This window comes from Klebsiella sp. FDAARGOS_511 (assembly GCF_003812845.1).
GTDB classification, from domain to species: Bacteria; Pseudomonadota; Gammaproteobacteria; order Enterobacterales; family Enterobacteriaceae; genus Klebsiella; species Klebsiella grimontii.
The window spans coordinates 1,560,642-1,581,029 of record NZ_CP033824.1 but is presented as its reverse complement, the minus strand read 5'-3'; the positions used below and the strand labels follow the sequence as shown (position 1 = coordinate 1,581,029).

The 20,388-nt window shown below is 43.5% G+C and carries 19 protein-coding genes; 15 read left to right on the top strand and 4 right to left on the bottom strand.

Annotated features, from left to right (window positions below; genetic code table 11):
- Positions 1–3: 3 nt before the first annotated feature.
- The 15 genes from acpS (at position 4) to EGY08_RS08630 (ending at position 14,803) form a co-directional block, all read left to right on the top strand.
- A complete protein-coding gene (gene acpS, locus EGY08_RS08700) occupies positions 4–372 on the top strand; it encodes a holo-ACP synthase (protein ID WP_075208570.1) in 369 nt (122 codons plus the stop codon).
- 18 nt (positions 373–390) lie between these two features.
- Positions 391–1,146, top strand: a complete 756-nt coding sequence (locus tag EGY08_RS08695; protein WP_004129725.1) for a 3-oxoacyl-ACP reductase family protein — start codon at positions 391–393, stop codon at positions 1,144–1,146.
- Between the two features lie 3 nt (positions 1,147–1,149).
- Entirely contained in the window at positions 1,150–1,698 is a 549-nt protein-coding gene (locus tag EGY08_RS08690; RefSeq protein ID WP_032742060.1) for a 3-hydroxyacyl-ACP dehydratase FabZ family protein, read from the top strand.
- Positions 1,699–1,717: 19 nt separating this feature from the next.
- Positions 1,718–1,999, top strand: coding sequence for an acyl carrier protein (locus tag EGY08_RS08685; protein WP_004129731.1), 282 nt, complete (start codon positions 1,718–1,720; stop codon positions 1,997–1,999).
- A gap of 31 nt (positions 2,000–2,030) precedes the next feature.
- Positions 2,031–3,191, top strand: coding sequence for a glycine cleavage T C-terminal barrel domain-containing protein (locus EGY08_RS08680; RefSeq protein ID WP_087828321.1), 1,161 nt, complete (start codon positions 2,031–2,033; stop codon positions 3,189–3,191).
- Between the two features lie 81 nt (positions 3,192–3,272).
- On the top strand, positions 3,273–5,834 hold the full coding sequence (locus EGY08_RS08675) for a beta-ketoacyl-[acyl-carrier-protein] synthase family protein (protein WP_112165836.1): 2,562 nt from the start codon (positions 3,273–3,275) through the stop codon (positions 5,832–5,834).
- A gap of 4 nt (positions 5,835–5,838) precedes the next feature.
- Entirely contained in the window at positions 5,839–7,059 is a 1,221-nt protein-coding gene (locus EGY08_RS08670) for a beta-ketoacyl synthase N-terminal-like domain-containing protein (protein ID WP_123828410.1), read from the top strand.
- Entirely contained in the window at positions 7,060–8,022 is a 963-nt protein-coding gene (locus tag EGY08_RS08665; RefSeq protein WP_123828409.1) for an ATP-binding protein, read from the top strand.
- Positions 8,023–8,035: 13 nt separating this feature from the next.
- Entirely contained in the window at positions 8,036–8,743 is a 708-nt protein-coding gene (locus tag EGY08_RS08660) for an ABC transporter ATP-binding protein (protein ID WP_004129744.1), read from the top strand.
- 31 nt (positions 8,744–8,774) lie between these two features.
- On the top strand, positions 8,775–9,371 hold the full coding sequence (locus tag EGY08_RS08655; RefSeq protein ID WP_227635273.1) for a hypothetical protein: 597 nt from the start codon (positions 8,775–8,777) through the stop codon (positions 9,369–9,371).
- Entirely contained in the window at positions 9,371–10,681 is a 1,311-nt protein-coding gene (locus tag EGY08_RS08650; protein WP_049114699.1) for an ABC transporter permease, read from the top strand. The genes EGY08_RS08655 and EGY08_RS08650 overlap by 1 nt, the downstream gene beginning before the upstream one ends.
- Positions 10,682–10,690: 9 nt before the next feature.
- On the top strand, positions 10,691–11,479 hold the full coding sequence (locus EGY08_RS08645) for an outer membrane lipoprotein-sorting protein (RefSeq protein ID WP_004129747.1): 789 nt from the start codon (positions 10,691–10,693) through the stop codon (positions 11,477–11,479).
- On the top strand, positions 11,476–12,864 hold the full coding sequence (locus EGY08_RS08640) for a hypothetical protein (protein WP_123828407.1): 1,389 nt from the start codon (positions 11,476–11,478) through the stop codon (positions 12,862–12,864). Before EGY08_RS08645 ends, EGY08_RS08640 begins: the two co-directional genes overlap by 4 nt.
- 9 nt (positions 12,865–12,873) lie before the next feature.
- Positions 12,874–13,806, top strand: coding sequence for an ACP S-malonyltransferase (locus tag EGY08_RS08635; protein WP_004129753.1), 933 nt, complete (start codon positions 12,874–12,876; stop codon positions 13,804–13,806).
- A 10-nt stretch (positions 13,807–13,816) separates the two neighbouring features.
- Entirely contained in the window at positions 13,817–14,803 is a 987-nt protein-coding gene (locus tag EGY08_RS08630; protein WP_004129755.1) for a hypothetical protein, read from the top strand.
- 161 nt (positions 14,804–14,964) lie between these two features.
- Here EGY08_RS08630 and EGY08_RS08625 read toward each other — a convergent pair whose 3' ends face one another.
- The 4 genes from EGY08_RS08625 to EGY08_RS08610 all read right to left on the bottom strand — a co-directional run bounded on the left by EGY08_RS08625 (position 14,965) and on the right by EGY08_RS08610 (position 20,292).
- Entirely contained in the window at positions 14,965–15,291 is a 327-nt protein-coding gene (locus tag EGY08_RS08625; protein ID WP_004129757.1) for a hypothetical protein, read from the bottom strand.
- Between the two features lie 787 nt (positions 15,292–16,078).
- Entirely contained in the window at positions 16,079–17,464 is a 1,386-nt protein-coding gene (locus EGY08_RS08620) for an MFS transporter (protein WP_087828764.1), read from the bottom strand.
- A gap of 156 nt (positions 17,465–17,620) precedes the next feature.
- A complete protein-coding gene (locus tag EGY08_RS08615; protein WP_123828406.1) occupies positions 17,621–18,799 on the bottom strand; it encodes a Gfo/Idh/MocA family protein in 1,179 nt (392 codons plus the stop codon).
- Positions 18,800–18,891: 92 nt separating this feature from the next.
- A complete protein-coding gene (locus EGY08_RS08610) occupies positions 18,892–20,292 on the bottom strand; it encodes an MFS transporter (RefSeq protein ID WP_004129763.1) in 1,401 nt (466 codons plus the stop codon).
- Positions 20,293–20,388: the final 96 nt, after the last annotated feature.

Sequence of the window (20,388 nt, the reverse complement as noted above, 5' to 3'; positions counted from 1 at the left end):
ATCATGCGTGTTGGCACGGATATTGTTGAAGTGGAAAGAATTACTAAAGCCTTAATGAATAGCAATTCATGCTTTTTACAGCGAGTGTTTACTCATGCTGAGATTAATAAAATTAATCCGCACAACCCCGATTATGAGCGTGCTTCGGGATTCTGGGCGGCAAAAGAATCAATTGTCAAAGCAGTGGGTTATGGGTTTAGCAATAAAATCCGCTTTCATGATATTGAGGTCACGCATGATGAATATGGAAAGCCTGAATTTTTGATATCCGGTAGACTTAAGGAAATCCTCAATGAACAAGGAGTTCTTAATATCTCTTTAAGTATTTCTCATTGCCGTACTCATGCAATCGCGGTGACCATTCTTTGTTAATTAAGGTAATCAATATAAATGTATAATTATAATGATCTCGTTGATAAAACCGTATTAGTCACTGGAGCCAGCGGTGATATCGGTCACGCCATTTGCGGCAAGTTTCTTGAGCAAGGATGCGTCGTTTATGCTCTTTACTGTACAAATAAGGCACAGCTAATTGAGCTTCAAAAACATCATCCTGCAGGAACAAAACTGCATCTTCTGCAGGGAGATCTATCAAATCAGGAGGATGTATCGGCCATATGTGCACAATTATCCAGAGATAAGGGGAAACTGGATGTCTTAGTGAACAATGCAGGAATAGTGAAAGATAGCCTCTTTGCTGCTATGAGTTTTGATGATTTTAGCTCTGTTATTAATATGAATCTTCTGGGGCTCTTTCGCTTGACTAAAGAGGTCTTGCTTTTGTTACGTTCGGCCAATAATCCTACGATTATTAACGTTGCATCTATTGCTGCTCTTGTTCCGAGTATTGGTCAGGTTAATTATAGCGCCTCCAAAGGTGCCATTTTAAGTTTCACACGGACGCTGGCTGCTGAGCTTGCGCCGCGGGGGGTACGAGTAAATGCCGTTGCGCCGGGAATGATTGAATCAAAAATGGTTAAAAAAGTGTCTCGTACGGTAGTGCGTGAAGTCACTAATTCAATTCCGCTTAAGCGCCTTGGTAAATGTGAAGAAGTTGCAAATACTATCGTTTATTTGAGCTCTTCTGCTTCCAGTTATATTGTCGGACAAACCATCGTCATCGATGGTGGCATGGTTATGCGGTGATATATGTCCAAATTTAAGATCCCGACGAAAGTCTTTCTGGCTATGGGTGGGTGGCGCCAGCCATTGCTAATGGTGGATAGAATAGATGATTTTAAGTATGGCGAGAATGGATATGTTAAAGTGACAAAGCATGTCACCTATAATGAACCGTATCTTCTTGGCCATTTTCCTGAAGATCCTATCATGCCCGGTGCTATTATTTCAGAGATATTTGGACAGGCTAGTGAATATTTATCTTTTTTATGTGATATTTGCGATATTTATCAGCTACGCACTGGGAGAGAATTCCGAACTCTGCGTGATATCCATACATGGATAGATCAACCTGATCTACTTGAAGTTATACATATGCGTCGGGCGCAGGTACGTGGAGTACTGGCTGCGCAAAATTTGAAGTTTAAAGCCTCAGCTTATCCTGGGGATACTATTGAAGTAGTAAGTAAACTCGCGTTTTCTGATAATAATGGCTTTAAGCATTATTCGGTAATTGCCAATGTAGGAAAGAAAATTATTAGCCAGGGCACCATTATCAATTTTCGGGAAGTGTTATAATTTATCGTAAGGGAATATTATGACTGACATTAATGAGAAGATCGACCAAAGAAAATCAATACTTGTGACTATAAAAGCGGAGCTTATTCATCGGCTTAATATTCAACGTGAGGAGCATCAAATTGATGACGATACTCCACTATTTGGCAATGGATTGAAGCTTGACTCTGTAGATGCGACGGAGGTTATCGTCATGCTTGATAAAGCTTTTAACATTCAAGTACAGGAGGGCGATGATCCTTCATATATGAGAAGTATTAATAGCCTTGCGTCATTTATTATTCAGAAAAAACATTCCTGATATCAATAATGTTAATTTATAAAGGTGTTTTATGAGCTCGCTTTTCGATTTACATTTAAAAAGTAATGCTGTGATGGGAAATTATAACAACCGGAGCATACCTTCTTCCTATCATGATATTTTAGATGAATATAAAGCGGTGAGAGAAAATGCTTTGCTGGTTGACTATTCTCATATGGCAATTGTTAGCGTAACAGGCGATGATGCATGGATCCTGGTAAATCATATTGCCTCTGCTGACATTTCAATTGTAAGAGATGAACAAGGCATTTATTCACTCGTCTTGAATGACGACGGGACTATCCTTGGTGATATGTATGTGCTATGTACAATGGATGGTTATTATATCCTGTCTGAAGATATTTCTGTTGCCAGAATTATAGAAGTCCTTAATATAGCAGCGGCAAAATATGATGATTTAGGTATTCAGGAGATCCCGGAAATAAAATCCATGGAAGAAGATGACTGGGGTGCTATCATGCTTGAAGGCCCATATTCCTGGGAGTTGATGTCCGAGATCTATGGATATGATATCATCGGTCTTCCTTATTGCGAATATATGAATACTGACGATGGCTTAATTGTCTTTCGCTGCGGTAAGCATGGGGAGTTTGCCTATCAGGTGATTGGCCCTCAAATTTTGCTTGTGGAGCTATGGGTTAAATTACAAAAACTTGGAACTAAGTACTTACTTAAAACTGGCGGCTTAGATTACCAGCGTATAGTTCGTGTAGAAAACCCTGGTTGGGATAAAAGCATTTATGCCGAATATTCAACAAACCCTGTCGAATTACAATTGCAGTGGGCTATCCAGTATGACAAGGAAGATTTCAATGGTAAAGCTGCTGCAGAGCTGATGTCTGCCCAGACTACTGCTCGTAAAGTCGTTGGTATTGTTCCGTGCGTTAATTGCGCGTCGCTTAGCAAGGGTGATAAAATCCTGGTTAATGGACAGACTGTTGGGCTTGTGATTAATGCCGTATATTCTCCTGCTGCGCAAAGTTGGATAGCGTTGGCGTTTATTAATAATCCTTATGCACTATCAGATATAGATGGTTATACAATAAAAACTGCTTATGGTGATATTGCGGCAAAAACCAAAACCTTACCTTTTATATATAACTTTAGTTTGCTGGTTAACCCAACAACGCATAGTTATATTGACCTATCAAAGGCAAAAAGTGTTTTATAAAGCTTAGATAGTATTAAGGTTAACTAGCTAACCAGCGGTCGTTATTTTTTTGTTGTTTAAATCAAGGGTTTTCCGGATATTATGAAAACAAACAGGAAAAGAGTAGTTATCACCGGGATGGGCATTCTGTCATCTCTTGCGGATAACATTGAAGATTTCAGGCTAGCGCTGTTACAGAAGGAAAATGGTATTACAGATAGCGTGCGTTTTTCGGAATGGTTTAAAAACGCACGGGCGGCCGAAGTACTACATGATATCGACTGTTCTGAATTATCTGAGGAGATTATCGCTTCGCTCGATAATGCTGCGCTGTGGGCATATAAGGTTGGTAGGGACGCCTTGATACAGGCCGGCCTGGTAAACAGCCATCGTTGCCTTGATGAGATGGGCTTAATTGTTGGTGTTTCCTCTGCAGGTACTGAAGCCTTCCTGCCATTTTTTGAGCAGCGAATTCAAGATTTTTCCTTACGTAAGGCGTTGTACTCCGGTGGCTTCTCTTCCTGTTGCTCCAGCGTTTCGACATTGTTAGGACTGAAAGGTGGGGTCGAATTGGTTGCAACGGCCTGTACCGCGAGCCCTAATGCTGTAGGTATGGCATTCGATTTTATTCAGAATGGTAAGAGTAGAGCTATGCTGGCAGTTGGGACGGAACCGATCTATTTACCGACCTTTGCTGGATTTTATGCACTCAATGTCATGCATCCTGTATCCTGTTCACCTTTCTCCGGCCAATCCGGTATGTCAATTGGCGAGGGTGCGGGGGCTATTGTACTAGAAGAGTATGAACACGCCATTGCACGCGGCGCTACCATCTATGGCGAGATTCTTTCTTATGCCACATCCTGCGACGCTTACCACGAAACAGGGCCCGATCCGCGAGCCAGCGGCGCAGTACAGGTTATGCTAAAGGCCATGGCTAATGCGGGGATTACACCTGATCAGGTTGATTATATAAATGCGCACGGCACCGGTACTGAAGCTAACGATCAAATCGAAACGTTGGCGATGAAGAAAGTATTTCGCGACATTAAAAATATTCCGATCAGCTCTACTAAATCCTACTTTGGCCATAATATTGGCGCTGCCGGAATCGTTGAACTTATAGCTTGCCTGGTAACTTTGCCTGACCAACAGGTTCTACCCACCCTTAATTTCACTGAGGCACGGCCTAACTGTGATCTGGATTATGTCCCGAATGAGTTCCTGAAAAAAGATATTAATATCTTTATGAAGAATAACTACGCATTCGGTGGTAACAACTGCTGCATGATCGTTAGCACCAGGCCAGGGTCGGTTCCGGTTACTTCATATGAGGCCAAAAGGGTAGCGATAACTGGCATAGGGGCTGTATCCGCTATTGGGCATCGTATCAATGAAATACTTACGAATATTAATGAAATTGAAAGCAGTGCCGTCGAGCTTGAGAAAATTATTTTCCCTCAAGATGTATTAAATGAAGCTGAAGATTTGTTGGATGTTTTAATAAAGAGCAGACAGTTTGAGGAGCTTTTTGGGGAAAATTATGGCATCGCCCGCCATGAAGTTTCGCATGAACCAACCACCTTTAAAACTTTCCAGGTCAAAGGGCTTGAACCGCGTAAACACCTGCGCCGTTTCGATTCGCGTAAGGCTACTCGCGGCGGCACCTTTGCCCTAATTGCGCTTACGGAAGCACTAAATATGGCTAAGCGACGTATTAAGCGTGATGGAGAAGAACTCGGTCTGATTATGGGCATGGCACGTGGTCCACAAGAGACGACTTATAAATATTTGCAGAGCCTTAAGCCAGACCCTGGAAAGGTACGCACGTCGGAGTTTCCTGGCTCATTGATGAATGCGATTGCAACTTTTTGCGGTATTTCTGAAGGGGTAAAAGGTTACACCACTACTCTTGCAACCGGTGAAAATGCGGCTCTTGGTGCATTAACATATGGTTATGAAATCATTCGCCAGCAGCTTCAGCCGCAAGTTATTGTCGGGGGCGCTGATGAGTATTTCCCTTCAATGTCTTTATATATGGATGCTGTGACGCAGAAGATCCTCGAGGCTTCTGAAGTCAGTGACTATCAGGTCTATGCTAAAGAAGTGAAGGGTTACGTACCTGGTGAAGGTGCGTGTATGTTAATGCTCGAAGATCCGCTGGATGCGGTTGCACGTGGTGCAGAAGTTTTAGCGGAAGTTGTCGGGTATGGTAAATCATGCAATAACAGTTATTTTGATGTTACTCAAATTGATGAAAAATCCAGCGCAATGGCGTTAGCCATCGAACGCGCGCTTAATGATGCAGGAATCAATGCCAGAGATATCGATTTGGTATGTGGTACTAGCAATGGAAGCATCGAGAATTCAACTATCGAGTTGAATGCTATACATGAATCATTTCGTCAGGTTAATCCAGCAGTCCCGGTAGTTAACTACAACGCCTTTTTTGGCTTCGTGGCTTCGTGCTCAGGCTTGTTGAACCTGGTCATACTTCTTGATTGCATTAAAAAGCAGGCAGTTCCGGCTATACCCTATACCAGCGAGTTTAATGATCAACGTATAAATTTTGTGCATCAGCCTTTGAGTATCAAAATTAAATACATATTGCTAGTAGGGGCTACGGAAGGCGGAAACTACTACGCAATTATTATCAAAGGATAATACGATGGACAGGAAGTCTATTATATCAGGCTATAGCGTTCATTTACCATTTGCCGATAATAGTTCACAGCTCATTGCAAATCTGAAACAGGGAAAGAGTGTGAAAACTTCACCTTGGTTCAAGTCGAATGATGAAGCTATTAAGTGTGGGCTTCGTAATAATGTCAATGTTGCAAAGATGGAATATAGCAATGATAGTATTCCTGAATTACTCTATCGCCTTATTGATGAGGCCTTGAAGCAGTCAATGCTGGATGTGAGTTGTCTTCGAGAAGATAATATCAGAGTCTATACTACTGGTATAGGGCCTCGAGTTGATGTTATCGATTATCATTCTTTCACTACTTATAATGACATTGAAGATCTCGCGCTGACTCCTTCAATAACAAATTTATGCGTCAAAAATATGTCTCAGGACATAATCGCAGCGCTTTTGGCTAAAAAATATTGTTTGAGGCATCTACCACCTAATATTAATTGCACCAGTAACTCCGGGCTTACAGCCGTGCATTTGGCAAGTCAGGCAATTGAAAGCGGTGGTATAGAGCTTGCGCTCATTATTAATATATCTCAGATAAAATCCCAAGATATTTGGTTTCTCTCAACTCAATCAATGTTGGATACAGATATCGTTCAACCGTTTGGTGTAAATAGTAAAGGGGTGATCTTTGCTGAAGGTTATAGCGTTATGCTACTTGAAAGTGACCTCCATCGCCAGGCCAGACAAATTGTTGGTGGAGTGAGTATCAAGACTACTTATAAACAGATTAATGCCAGTAGAAGTAACGATGTTTACTGGCAGAGTACTTGTATATTAAAACTAGTCAATAAACTATTGAATGATACGAAAGTTAAAATTGAGGATGTGTGCGCGTTTATCCCTCATGGTAATGGTACAGCGTTCAGTGACAGCATTGAAGCAAAAGCTATTGCTATTCTGGCAGGGGGGGATACGCTACCAGTCCTCGCTTACAAAGGACAAATAGGTTATACCGCCACTGGTTCTGGATTGGTAGATTTAATAATTGGTCATTATACAATTAGTTGTCATGAGCTAATAAAACCGGTAATTAATGAACCTATTATTAATGATATAGCACGCCACTTTCTTACCGGACCGGGGGTAATAAAACATAACAAAAACTATTTACTTAAAACCGGCTTAGGGGTAGATGGATCTATTATCACAGCATTGCTGTCCAATACCGGCAGGGAAGCTAGCTAAATGGATGATGTTATGCATTTATTATCATGGTCTCTTATTGAGCCAGAGGCGCCTTTATTTTTATACAGTCCCAGTTGGCTTAATGTTTGGGAAGCACATTCCTATAATATGGCCTTGAAAAATACTGATGCAAATAGCTGGGCTTTTAAGCGATTTGGTACTCGCACAGATGCCTATGTTAAAGAAGTAGTGAACAGAACTAATTACATGGCGTATATCTCGGCGTTAGAAAAAGTATCCGATGCCGCAATGCAGACGTTATCCCAGAAGGAACGTATGCTATTGATGAAATCACGAACCGCCTTCATCTATGTTGACTCATGGGGAGAAGCGGCTAGCTTTGAATATGATATTAGTACGCTGCATTTATCTACTATTGATACGCTACCTAAAAACTTAGTAAAAAAATTTTCTGTAGATAATGTGACTTGTAAAATCCGCGGGGAAAAAAATGCGCTGATTCAGGCAATGCGTCTGGCACAGGACTATTTAAACTGGGATGTCTTTGATTTTGTCATTATTTGTGGTGGTTATCGTTCCATACCATTGTTAGCTTTTACCGCAGCAAATATCACCCCCCGGCGTGAAACGAAAAAATCGCGAAACATCCCTGGTATGAATTTATCCATTGAACGCGTAGGATGTTTTATTTTTAGCCAGGCTACCGGTGACCTAAAAATAAACTGTGGACCCTATTTGAGTACAGACTTTTCTCGGTATAATAAATATCATGAATCAGATATTGATCTGATCGCATTTTCTGGCGAAGGCTGTTCAATAACGCCGTTTTTTAACAATTCTGTAAAATTACTTGATCTTGAGAAGAAATATGGTTTCAGTGGCTGTATAACACCAGCTTTAAGCTGGTGTTATATTTTTCAGCACGCATTTAATGGCGGTCGCATGAGAACAATCTTACCTGACTGTAATAACGGCTTTAGTTATTTTGATACCTGGTATTAACCGTGAGGCAACAATGAGAACTAATATTAAAGAATTGCCAGATATTTCATTGTGTGGTGTTTATAAAAATTACGGAATGGATGAGAATGAGGTTGTCGCGCTTAAAAATATTAACATTGATATAGCTGCTGGAGAATTTATGGCTTTATGTGGGCCTTCTGGAAGCGGCAAAAGTACATTGCTAAATATATTATCCGGAATTGATAACCCCTCTGCGGGGCATGTTATTTTTCTCAATAAAAATATGAATGCGTTGTCAGAGAGAAATCTGGCAGCAATTCGTAGTAAACATCTGGGATTTATTTTCCAGTTCTTTAATTTAATTCCAGTACTTAATGTATTTGATAATGTTTTTTATCCATTGATACTAAATGGCCATTTTGATGCCAGAACGGCAAAGGAGCGAACCCTCCATTTTCTGAATAGCGTGGGATTATCCGATCTGAGACATCGGAAACCGGGGCAGCTATCTGGCGGACAACAACAGCGTGTCGCCATAGCAAGAGCACTTGCACATGAACCTCAGATTGTCGTTGCAGATGAACCTACGGGAAATCTTGACCAGGCGACGGGAGACGCAATTCTGGATCTTCTACTAAATATCAATCATCAAACAGGCACCACTTTTATCATCTCGACCCATTCTACTCAGCTAACTGAGCGCGCGCGACGAGTGGTGGAAATCCGTGATGGAGAATTAGCTTATGATTCATATAAATAATTTATTCAGGTTACTATGCTTGAGCCTGTCTATGATTGTAGTATCCGCCACTGCTGCCGCCTCTTATGCGCCTGTAGTAGAAAGCATACTCCATAATGGGTTTCCAACTCAGCCTGACGTGTTAGCAAAAACAACCCAATCTTTATCCGATGAGTTCAAAGAGACAGGGAACATTGCTTCGCTGGTTTTTTACGCCTACGGGATGTTGAGACAAGCAAATTATTTTGTGGGTACTAATGATATTATTAAGGCTTCTGAGTACGCAAAAACAGGTTTCTTTTATCTCGATGAAGCTGTGGATTTAAATCAAAACCAACCACTTATCAGATATCTGCGTGCTAAGGTCGATGCGTACCTACCTGCAGATTTGGGACGTTGCGTCATTACTCTCGAGGACAGCGAAATACTATTAAAACAAAAATTAAGTAGTAGAATTCGAGATAACGTCAATGATATGCGTTACAGAGCACTTTATAACTGTAAACTATATCAACAGGCAAGCCAATTATTATCAATGTTACAGGCGCATAACCCAAATAAAAAAATTGATATGTATTATAACGGTTCATCTAGTTGGGATCTTGACGAAGTTACGCAAATTATTAATCCCTTAGCGAGGGTCAAATAATGTCAATGGATATGGTTTTCGTAAATGGTTTTGTGATTATAATTTTTTTATTTCTCATCTATTGTGTCATTTTCCGCTTTCGTGATGCCAGGTTTTCTTTTTTGAATTTATTAAGGCATCGCAGAAGATCTTTGTCGACGACGTGTGCGATAATTCTTGGCGGTGTGGCCATTTTTTTATATGGCGGTTTCATTAGTTATTCTTTCTGGATTCTCCAGCAGCAAATAATCCGAACAAATATTGGTCATGTACAAGTGTATAATAAGGGGTATTTTGATACTGCAAATAAGAGTAAATACCTTATCAATAATTATGCTGATCTAAAGCATGATATGATGAATAATTCTTCGCTAGCTGGTGATATATCGACTCTTTCGGGGCAGCTTGAGTTTACAGGAATTATTTCTCAATATGAAAATGAAACCTCAAGCTATTTTTCTGCTCAGGGGGTTGAGCCTTTACCTGCCCTGAAATTAGGCGCCTTTGATAAAATAATATTGGGTAGTGATTTATCTCGCGTAAAACGTAATGAAACAACAATAGGTAGTGGGCTGGCAAAAACGCTTGCCGCTGGTTATGGTGACTGGCTTGATGTTATGGTGGTTAACACGTCAGGTGGCCAGGGAGCTTTATCGTTAAAATTGCGTGGGATATTTGAATCCGGTATTAAAGATTATGATGATGTAGCATTGAAAGTTCCGCTAGATACAGCACAAAGGATTATGGGCACAGATGGTGTGAGTAAAGTGCTTATATTGCTGAATAATAATAACGTTGATGCATTTATGGTCAAACTAAAAAAATATATTACTGACAATAATTTGCCGCTGGTTGCAAAGGACTGGAAAGAAACATCTATTTTTTATCAACAGGTTGAGGGAATGCTCTCAGGTATATATTTTTTTATCAAACTTATTGTGGCGCTTATTGTCGTATTTATGATTGGTAATTCAATAACGATGAATATCGCTGAGAGAACGCGTGAAATAGCCACCCTGAGAGCTATTGGTCTGGAGGCCTCCCATGTGACATTATTATTTTGGCTGGAAGGCATTTTTATCGGCGTGTTTGGTGCCATAGGGAGTCTTGTGGTGGGATATTGTTTGGCTGCGATGATCAATGTTTATGGGATTGCTATGTCGCCATCCCCCGGCCAATCGGTAGGTTATACCGCGTTTATTAAGATAGATAATGTCGAGCTTTTCTGGACTACGCTGGTTTTACCGATTTTAACATCAGCTCTTGCGTCTATTCTTCCTTCGTATCGTGCATCACGGCTCAATATTTCTGCTGCGTTTAAATATTCCTGAGGGATGAATATGAAACACCTGAAATGGCGCTTGTTTATTTTTATTGCTTTTTTCTCTTCGTCCTATTCAATAGCCGAGACTCTGGCGCTACAGGCCACGGATATTATACGTTTGGCCGATGATATTCGTTCGCCTAATGTACCTTTCCGCTATACGGTAACGGTTCTTGAATATAAAGAGGGTGGCGAACAACCGGAGAGTAAACAAATTCTCGATGTGTCAATGCGTTTTATGAAACCTGAAAATGGCTCGCGGGCAGATGCACGTTCTTTAGTTCGATTTGTTTATCCTCCACGGGATAAAGGGAAGATTATGCTCTCTGATTGGTACGAACTCTGGTTTTATACGCCTGATCTGCGAAAACCTATACCTATTTCACCGGCACAAAGACTGAGTGGCCAAATTTCAAATGCAGACGTTATCGTAACTAATTTTGAGTACGCCTACGATTCTATAATCGAAGGCACTGAATCTTGCGGACAGAAAGTCTGTTACAGACTATCACTGAAGCGTAAATCGGATAAGGTAACTTATCCAAAGGTGATATATCTGGTCGAAAAAGGAGAGGATTTCAGGCCCTATCAAGCATCTTATTACTCCCTTGACAACCAATTGCTCAAAAAAGTCTTATATAGGAATTATCAGCAGATTTTAGGGAAATATCGACCATCTGAAATTGTTGTACAGAGTACTAGATATGCTAAAGGCTATTCAGTGATGAAATATAGTAACGTCAGACTTGAAACATTACCTGAGTATTTCTTCACGAAAGAGGCGATGTTAAGGGGGGGGCAATGAAAATATCTCTCCCGGTCCTTATTCCTTTTTTTACTTTTGTTTCTACCTGGGTTCATGGACATTGCCTGTCCGGGAGTGAGTTGAAAGATAATATGGATATTACTTTGACAGAGCAGATTTCATATGTAAATAAAGAGCCGTCAATTTGGAAAATTGATGGTCGCAATCCGTACACAACCAACAACGCTTATAATGATGTTGCGTTAGGTATAAAAGGCCAGTGCGAACTAATAGATAATAACCTCAATATGGATTTTTCATTTTATTCCTTAGGTTATTATGCGATTCGCAGCCCAGGAGCTTTTGAAAAAGATAAAAATCATGCAAGAATATTGATAGATCAACTGCGTTTTACCTATGCTTTATCTGATACAACACGACTTGAAGGTGGGAAGCTGCGACCTTCGAAGGGGGCGTTTTTCTTAAAATCCCCTGCTACACTGCTGACAAATTATTATTCCGGCTTTAAAGCCACTCGGATTTATGGGCCAGCAATGGAATCAGCTTATAGCGAATCTTTTTGGGGTGCCACATTATCCAAAGAGTACCAGGAGTATAATTTTTTACTTACAGTAGCTCCCCGATTCAGCAGTATCGATAAGTACTATGAATCATCAGGTAATTGGTCTGCAGCACAGCGCTCAAATAGCGAAGAGCGCTACCTATTAAGCTATAATGATTACCGCCTGGCTAACCATCGGCTGTCCGCTAATCTATTATTAGGTGATAATTCGGCATTTTCATTATCAGAAATATATAATTATACATCACAGTTTTTAATTAATGCAGAGTTTTCCTGGCATAAAGGCCAGCAGTGGCGCCACTTCTCAACCGATAAAAAAGAGGCTGTACTGGCTGGTGTTTTTCCATCCTCACTCTATTCTGCGGAGGATAAACAAGGCGTTGAGTTTGCGCTTGGTGGGCAGTATACGACAGATAGCTTTAGCGTATTCGGTTTAGAGTACTATTTTCAGAGTGAGGGATATTCGAAAAAGGCCTGGCAGGATCAAATTGATTTCATTCGCTTGATGGGGTACAGGACTGGCTACGATTTTTTAGATCGGGCGTTTGATAATTATAAGTATCTTATGGCCTCAGAAATTAGTAATACTTCAAATAGAGGTATGCTGTTATCCAAACATTATTTTAATACCTATTTTAGTCTGCATAATAATGACCAGTCTACTTTGCAACCCTATACAATGATAAATATAACGGATGGAAGTGTATTGTTTGGCGCCCATTTTATTAAACCCTTGCAAGGTAAGTGGGCGCCGCTTGAGTTATATTCCGGTGCATACAGCTCATTGGGAAGTTCTGAATCAGAGTTTGCTCTTTTTGGTGAAACCTTAAGCATTTATGTCGGTTTTAAATACTACCTATAAGGATATTTTATGGTATCACAGCTATCAACACGTCCTGTCGCTCTTATCTTTGCAGGCCAAGGTAATCCTGTTATTGGAATGGGGGCTGATTTATGGGATCTGAATGCAGTGACAAAGAATATTTGGGATTGCGCTAGCGACATTACCCAAATGGATATTCGTCGTCTATGTGAGCGCGGGCCGATGAATCGCCTGGTCCAGACAACAGCTCAGCAAGTTGCCGTTACGGCTATTAACGTGACGCTCCATTGTCTCTGTCTTGAAAAAATGACCAATTTGTCAATCGTGGGTTCTTGTGGGCATAGCGTTGGCGAATACAGTGCGCTTTTCGCTGCGGGTGCATTTAGCCTGGAGGCACTTTTTAAGATGATACAAACCCGTTCAAACATTATGAATGATTTAAGTAAAATTCATAAAGGAACTATGCTAGCGGTTAAGGGGGCGGATTTTAAAACCTTAACTAATATGATTTCTGCATCTGGGATACCTGTGGAAGTGAGTTGCGATAATAGCTGTCGTCAGCAGGTTATCGGCGGCGCAACTGCTGACCTGGGGCGCATATCACATATTCTGAACGGTGCCGGTTTGGAGGTGGTTAAGTTGGGGGTTAGCGGAGCATGGCATACATGTTTAATGACCGATGGTGTGCAGTTGATGCGAGATTTTTTGCAAAAAATCGATATTCGTTCACCTAAGCACAGCGTGCTGATGAATGTTACCGGACAAGCAGAATTTCTTCCCGAACAGATCAAAGAAAATCTGGCTTTACATCTGACTCATACAGTGCAATGGACAAATTCTATTACGGCTCAATTAAATAATTCTCAGCCGGTAACCTTTCTGGAGTTCAGCAATAAAGCCTATTTAGGACAACTACTTTATGACTTCCGGCGTTTAACGCCAGACAATATCGTGCATTGTAGAAAACTGATTGGCTTGTAATGGAGATGCTATGATCCCGGACTATTCAAAATTTACTCGTTATCAGGATAAGCGAGTGATTATTTATCTTTACCTTTTAACTGTTTTTTTACTTTTTCTTTTCTGGAAGAACAATGGTTATATCTTACTGCCGAGTAATATATTGAGCCTGAGCATCATCCTGGCATTAATTGTATTTTCTTTTATTTACGAGCTGAAAAATTACTGGGGATATAAATGTGTCATGCAACATATTGATTTTTCTTGCTTCCAGGGAAAAACCATATCATCGCATGAGGCCTTTTTGTGGCATCCGGCGGTCGTCACCTTCGCATGCTTTGTGATGTTTTATCTTCTCATTACGGGCTGTCTGTCGTTTATGTCATCTGTTCATGCACTACTTTGTATTGCATTTATTACCCCATTTACTATTTACCTGGCATTTAATTTTGCACGTTATAGCTATGTGAAGCGAATGAAGGAGTTAACTGTTCAAAAGGTAGTCTGGAGGAATCTTCATCATTACGTCTGTTTCAATCTTTTTATCACCTTTTTAATGAATAGCTTGATAGTAAGCCCTTTGGCAAATCAGGATGATTTTTCTTTGGCCGATGGTTTTTTTTCAGCTAGACTAATAATAGCGATGTTTATTCTTTGTGTTATTGTTTTGTTCTTAGACATGATCTTCATACGCCCGTCGAAACGCTACATTTTTCTCGGAAGATTGTTCCTGCGGGAATTTGATTTCCATCTATCAAAGTCAATACCCTGGCCATGGCTCTATAATAAAGCAATATGGCTTAGATTATTCTTGGTTTTAATCATTCAATTTTTTTGGATAATTTCGCTCAATGTGATTTTGGCATTTTCTGGTTTTAAGATTTGTTTTGTAATTTATTTTTTATCCAGCTCTCTGCCTTCGTTTTTTTATTTCTACTTTCATGCTTACTGGCATTGGCATAATGATTATATCATCGCATGTGATATGTATTTTCGTTGTGATCGAATTCAACGTTAAAATGTAACCAGAGTTACTGAGGAGATATGCACGATAGCACTGCACATTACAGTCTTGAATGAGAGGGCTCGGATTATATGGAACTACATATTTGAGTATTAATCGGAACAGACGTGTTGTTGAATGGATAAAGCCAGTCAGTTTCCTGACTGGCTTGTTTTTTATTTCTGTAAAGAATAGACCACGTCGCCCCAGCCCGTCGCTGCATCATAGGCGAAGTTTGACCAGATACCTGATTTTTCATACATCATTGAATTGAAGTGATCTCCCAGAATGCTCCCAATACTGGATGGGGAGCCGCTTAGTAAGTTGCTGAATATATCCAGAGAGGTTTCCACCGCCGTTTTGGCAACGGTCAGGGAGCCATCAATACCGACTTTAATCAGACCAAATGCTGATTGAATAGTGAAATCAACTAGTGCACAAGGCAGGTCAAAGAGGCCAGCACCCGAGATATTTTCCATTTCATATTGTGTTAATTCTTTCATTTTTTATTCCTGTGATATGACTATTTACAATTACTTAGTTGCGGGCATGCAGAGTAAACCCTCGTAAATATTAACCAGAGACCTGTTGCGATAATAGTGAATATTCAAATGAATCGGTAATTCATTATGAATCGTTAGCGTGATGATAAATTTGCGCTTCCAATCAAAATACTAAATAATTGAGTTTTTATAATTGATTAGCTTTATGTTTTATGGCTATTAATTCACTATCAATCTTTTATCACTTTTACTGAAAGTGGTGACTATGTCCCTTTTTTTATTGTGAATATTAAAATTTATTTTGCGGAAGTTGTGAATTCACAAAGTGATGCTATGTTGTCGTTTGTGAATGGCTGTATTCTGCTATCCATTAGAATAAGCTATCTATAGTTGAACATAGTTTTCTTCGTTCTAACATAGATACTCCCGCAGTCAGCACATGCTTATCATTTCCAATGCTAATAAAACTACTTTTGAAGGTTATCTCCTGGCCAGGGCAACTGAATGGTTATAATTCCAGGGGACTTTGCGGAGCTGGTATCCTCCCGGTGCGTTTATTACGATGCTTCTCATGCCGCTTTCTGCTTGTTTGTCGAGGACTCATAGTGGGTTGAAGTGAGAATTTGAAGCGTAGCGCTAGCTTTAAGGCGATGAGAAGGATAACTCATAACCAACGCTTAAAGCAGCGAAGATAATTGGGAGGGGAGACCGTAACGCAAGCTTTTGCCAGTACGCAACAGGGACAATCACATAAGTCACGTATCATGTCCCTGACTGCTTAACCACCTTATATGGGAGCGGTCTGAACTGCTCCTTGTTTAATCACCTGCTCAATCTCAAAGCGGTTAGTAATCTTACTGTCGATTTTGATATACACCGAACGTTCGTTGCTAACTACAAGTACCTCTTTAACTCCTGCTTGAGCCTGTAGACGTTGCTGTAGCATTTCATCCGCCATCACATCGGCAGGGATCTCGACACGCAGACTGCTAACGTACGGCGGCTCGCTCATGGTGCTGGCCACCAGCAGCCACAGCATCGCCAGCAGGGCGCCGAGCAGGAAGACGGTTTGCGAATCAAAAAAGCCATCCACCCAGCCGCCGAGCGCTCCGCCGATGGCCACGCCGAGGAACTGACTGGTAGAATAAATTCCCATCGCAGTGCCTTTATAGCCGGCCGGTGATTCTTTGCTGATTAACGACGGCAGCAGCGCTTCCAGCAGGTTAAATGCGAGAAAAAATAGCTGAACGCCGGCAACCAGTTCCCAGAAATAGCCTCCGGCGCCCCAAAGTACGATTTCAGCAATCAGCAGGATGGCGACGCACAACAGGAAGACGCGTTTCATTTTGCGCTTCACTTCGGCGTAGATAATAAATGGTACCACCGCCACAAATGAGACCAACATGGTGACCAGATAGATTTTCCAGTGCTCGGCGGCGGGGAAACCGGCGGCTTCCAGCTGTCCCGGCAGGGCGACAAAAGTCGACATCAGCATGATATGCAGGCACATAATACCGAAATTGAGCTTCAGTAGTTTTGGCTCAGCAAGGACTTTGCTGAAGCAGCCCTTCACCATGCCAGACTCGCGGTTCAGCACGTGATTCTGGCTGTTTGGCACTACCCACAGCGTTAGCAGGATCCCGAGCGTCGCCAGGAAGGCGATCATCCAGAACAGGGCGTGCAGGCCCAACTGGTGGGTAACAATAGGCCCGAGAACCATTGCAATAGCAAAGGTGATGCCAAAGCTGACGCCGATAAACGCCATGGCTTTAGTGCGGTTCTGCTCGCGGGTTAAATCGGAAAGCAGCGCCATGACCGCGGCGGCAATCGCCCCGGAACCCTGCAGCGCGCGGCCAAGAATAATGCCCCAGATAGAGTCGGAAAGCGCCGCGATAACGCTGCCGATGACGAAGATTAACAGGCCGCCGACGATCAGCGGTTTACGCCCAATGCGGTCGGAAAGCAGTCCGAAAGGAATCTGGAATATCGCCTGGGCCAGCCCGTAAATGCCGATTGCCAGGCCGATAAGGGCCTCACTTGCGCCCTGTAACGCCATGCCGTAAGTGGTCAGAACCGGCAGAACCATAAACATGCCGAGCATGCGCAAAGAGAATACGGTCCCCAAACCCCAGGTCGCGCGCAGTTCGCCTGGCGTCATTTTATTATCGTTCATTACCACCTCAATATAAAAACTGCGCCTAGTGTAGTGGGGGGAAACAGAAGCGTAAATAAATGTTTGTTTAACAGATATTACGACTGTGTTGCATGATGAGGTGAGTACGGTAGGCAGAAAAAAACCAGTGGAGGAGCCTCCACTGGTGTGCAGAGATTAATGGCAGTTAAAGTCAACCCACTGGCCGCCCGCGTCGGCGGATTTGACACACTGCTCAACCCAGTAAACGCCGTGCAGGCCGGCTTCGACGTCCGGATACCAGAAGGTCTCGAGGAACGCCCGGTCCCCGCGATCCATGGCGTCGATGGCGATGGCGTAGCGGCGATAGAGGTTGGCCCACGCCTCGAACAGCCCTTCAGGGTGACCGCCGCCAATGCGGTCGTCCGCCAGCGCCTGCTGGCTGAGATAGGGCATCCCACGCTCGAGGACGCGGGCCGGTTCGCCCTGTACCTCATAGCTGAGCTGATTTGGACGCTCATCCCACCATTCGATACTGGCTTTTTCGCCAATGACGCGGACTTTTTGCGAGTGCATTGCGCCGCTGTTGACCGCGCTGGTCCACAGTGAACCAACGGCGCCGTTGTTATATTCCATCAGCACAAAGGCGTTATCTTCCAGCGGCGCGCGGGATTTGACGAAGCTTTGACGCGCACACATCAGGCGGGTGATGCTCAGATTCGGCACCATCGTCTCGGCAATAAATAGCGGGTGGGTCGCCAGATCCCCCAGCACATAGCTAGGGCCGGCATATTTTGGCGTGACCCGCCAGCGGGTGGATTCAGCCTGCAGCTCAACGGCTTCATTATGAAAACCGTGGGCGAACTGCATATTAATAATGCGGATCTCTCCGAGCATTCCTTCCGCTATCATCTGTCGCGCCTGCTGGATCATCTGGTGCCCGGCATAACCGTATGTGACGCCGATAATTTTATTCTGCTTTTTGCTCAGCGCCAGCAGCTCGCGCGCTTCATTGGCGGTGAAGCACAGCGGTTTTTCGCAAATAACGTGCAGCCCGACTTCAAGCGCCGCTTTAGTGATAGCGAAGTGAGTATTGTTCGGCGTAGTCACCGATACGGCTTCAATGCCGTCAGGGCGTTTGGCCTCCTCCGCGAACAGCGTTTGATAATTGGCATAGCAGCGTTCAGGAGCGATGCCGAGCTGCTCGCCGAATTGACGGCCGCGCTCGGCATCGATATCAAGCGCGCCAGCGAGCAGAGTAAAGACGTTGTCGCGAAGCGCCGCACAGCGGTGGCTGTAGCCAATCTGGCTGGTTCCGCCGCCGCCGACCATGCCCCAGCGCAGGGAGCGGGATAAGGGTTTCATGCCGTTTAACATGATGGTGCACTCCTCAATGATAGAGATACTACGGATTTCAGATGTTCTGCTGTATTCCCGCGCTCGCCGAGCGCGGGCCTGGTTCTAAGGTTTTACATCTCGCCACGCGCTTCGCGTTCTTTCAGGTCATGCATGATCTGCGGGTATTGCTTATCCAGGCGGTAAAACAGCAGGGTGATAATGACGACTATCCACAGGAAGAAAGAACCGTAGAGATAGACGTGGTTAATCATGTCGATAGCGCTTTGCGGCTGAACGCCGGATCCGCTGCTGGAGCTGACGTAACCCGCCATGCTCAGCAGGCCGGAGATAACCGCGGCGGCAATACCTGCACCGAGTTTCGTCCCTACGGAACCGGCGGAGAAGATCATCCCTTCCTGTCTGACGCGCGTTTTCCACTGGCCGAATTCGACGGCATCGCCGCAGAAGCCGAACAGCACGGCATTCAGCGGGGCGAAGCCAATACCGCGAATAATCGCGTTTGCCAGCGCCCAGTGGTAATCATCAGAGTTAAACATAAACAGCACCTGGCCGATGGTCGCCAGCACAATGCCGCAGAGGGCAACGTTGCGTTTACCGTATTTACGGATAGGCACTGAGCTCAGGAAGGTGAAAATAATAATGCACGCGGTTTCGGCAACGAAAATGGAGCTATAGAAGGTATCATCGCCGAGCACGTAGCGGCAGTAGTAAGGCAGGGCGATCCCTACCACGGTGTAGTACACGCTTTGTGCGGTCCACAGGATTGCGCTGGCCCAGAAGTACTGGTTACGAAAAAGCGCGGAAAGCTGGGTTTTTACCGGTACGTTTCCCTGTTTCTCTCGCGCTTTGATGACGACCTTCTCTTCGCATTTATAAAAGCAAAACAGCAGCAACAGCAGCGCCAGAAAAGCCCAAATAGACATGGTTTTGATCCACGCCGCCTGATCGTCGCCAAAGTACTTCACCAGCGGCAATGTGCAGGCAACGGCGAGAATACGACCAAAAGGCGACATCGACATTCGGGTGATGCTGAGCATATCCCTTTCCCAGGAGGCGCGGGTCATCATCGCGGAGAGGCTGCCATAGGGGAGGTTGATGGCGGTATAGCACACGGTGGTGCAGAAGTTATAGGCGACCAGCAGATAGAGAAACTGCAGCGTGCCAGTGGTCTGCGGGACGGTGAACAGTAAAATTGCCGATACGGCGTAGGGCACGCTCATCCACAGCAGCCAGGGGCGTGATTTACCCCAGCGAGAGTTCGTGCGTTCCACCATCAGGCCCATGATGACATCGGAAACGCCATCAAACAGACGTGAGATCAGCATCACCAGGCCAACGGTGGCGATGCTGATGCCGACATAGTCGGTATAAAAGAGGGTTAAAACCGTGCCGATCATGCCGAAAACGACGTTACAGGCGGTATCACCGCCGCCGTAAGCGATTCGGGTAGCCCAGCTTAGCTTATCGCCGCGTGCTGCCGCGGGAGAGAGAAGAATCTGCTGTTCACTCATGGTCAATTCCTTTGTCTGGAAGGACAAGTCAGGACCTCTGCGCCAGTTCCACCGGCACGACCTTATCCTGAATATCAGCCAGAACATAAGGAAATA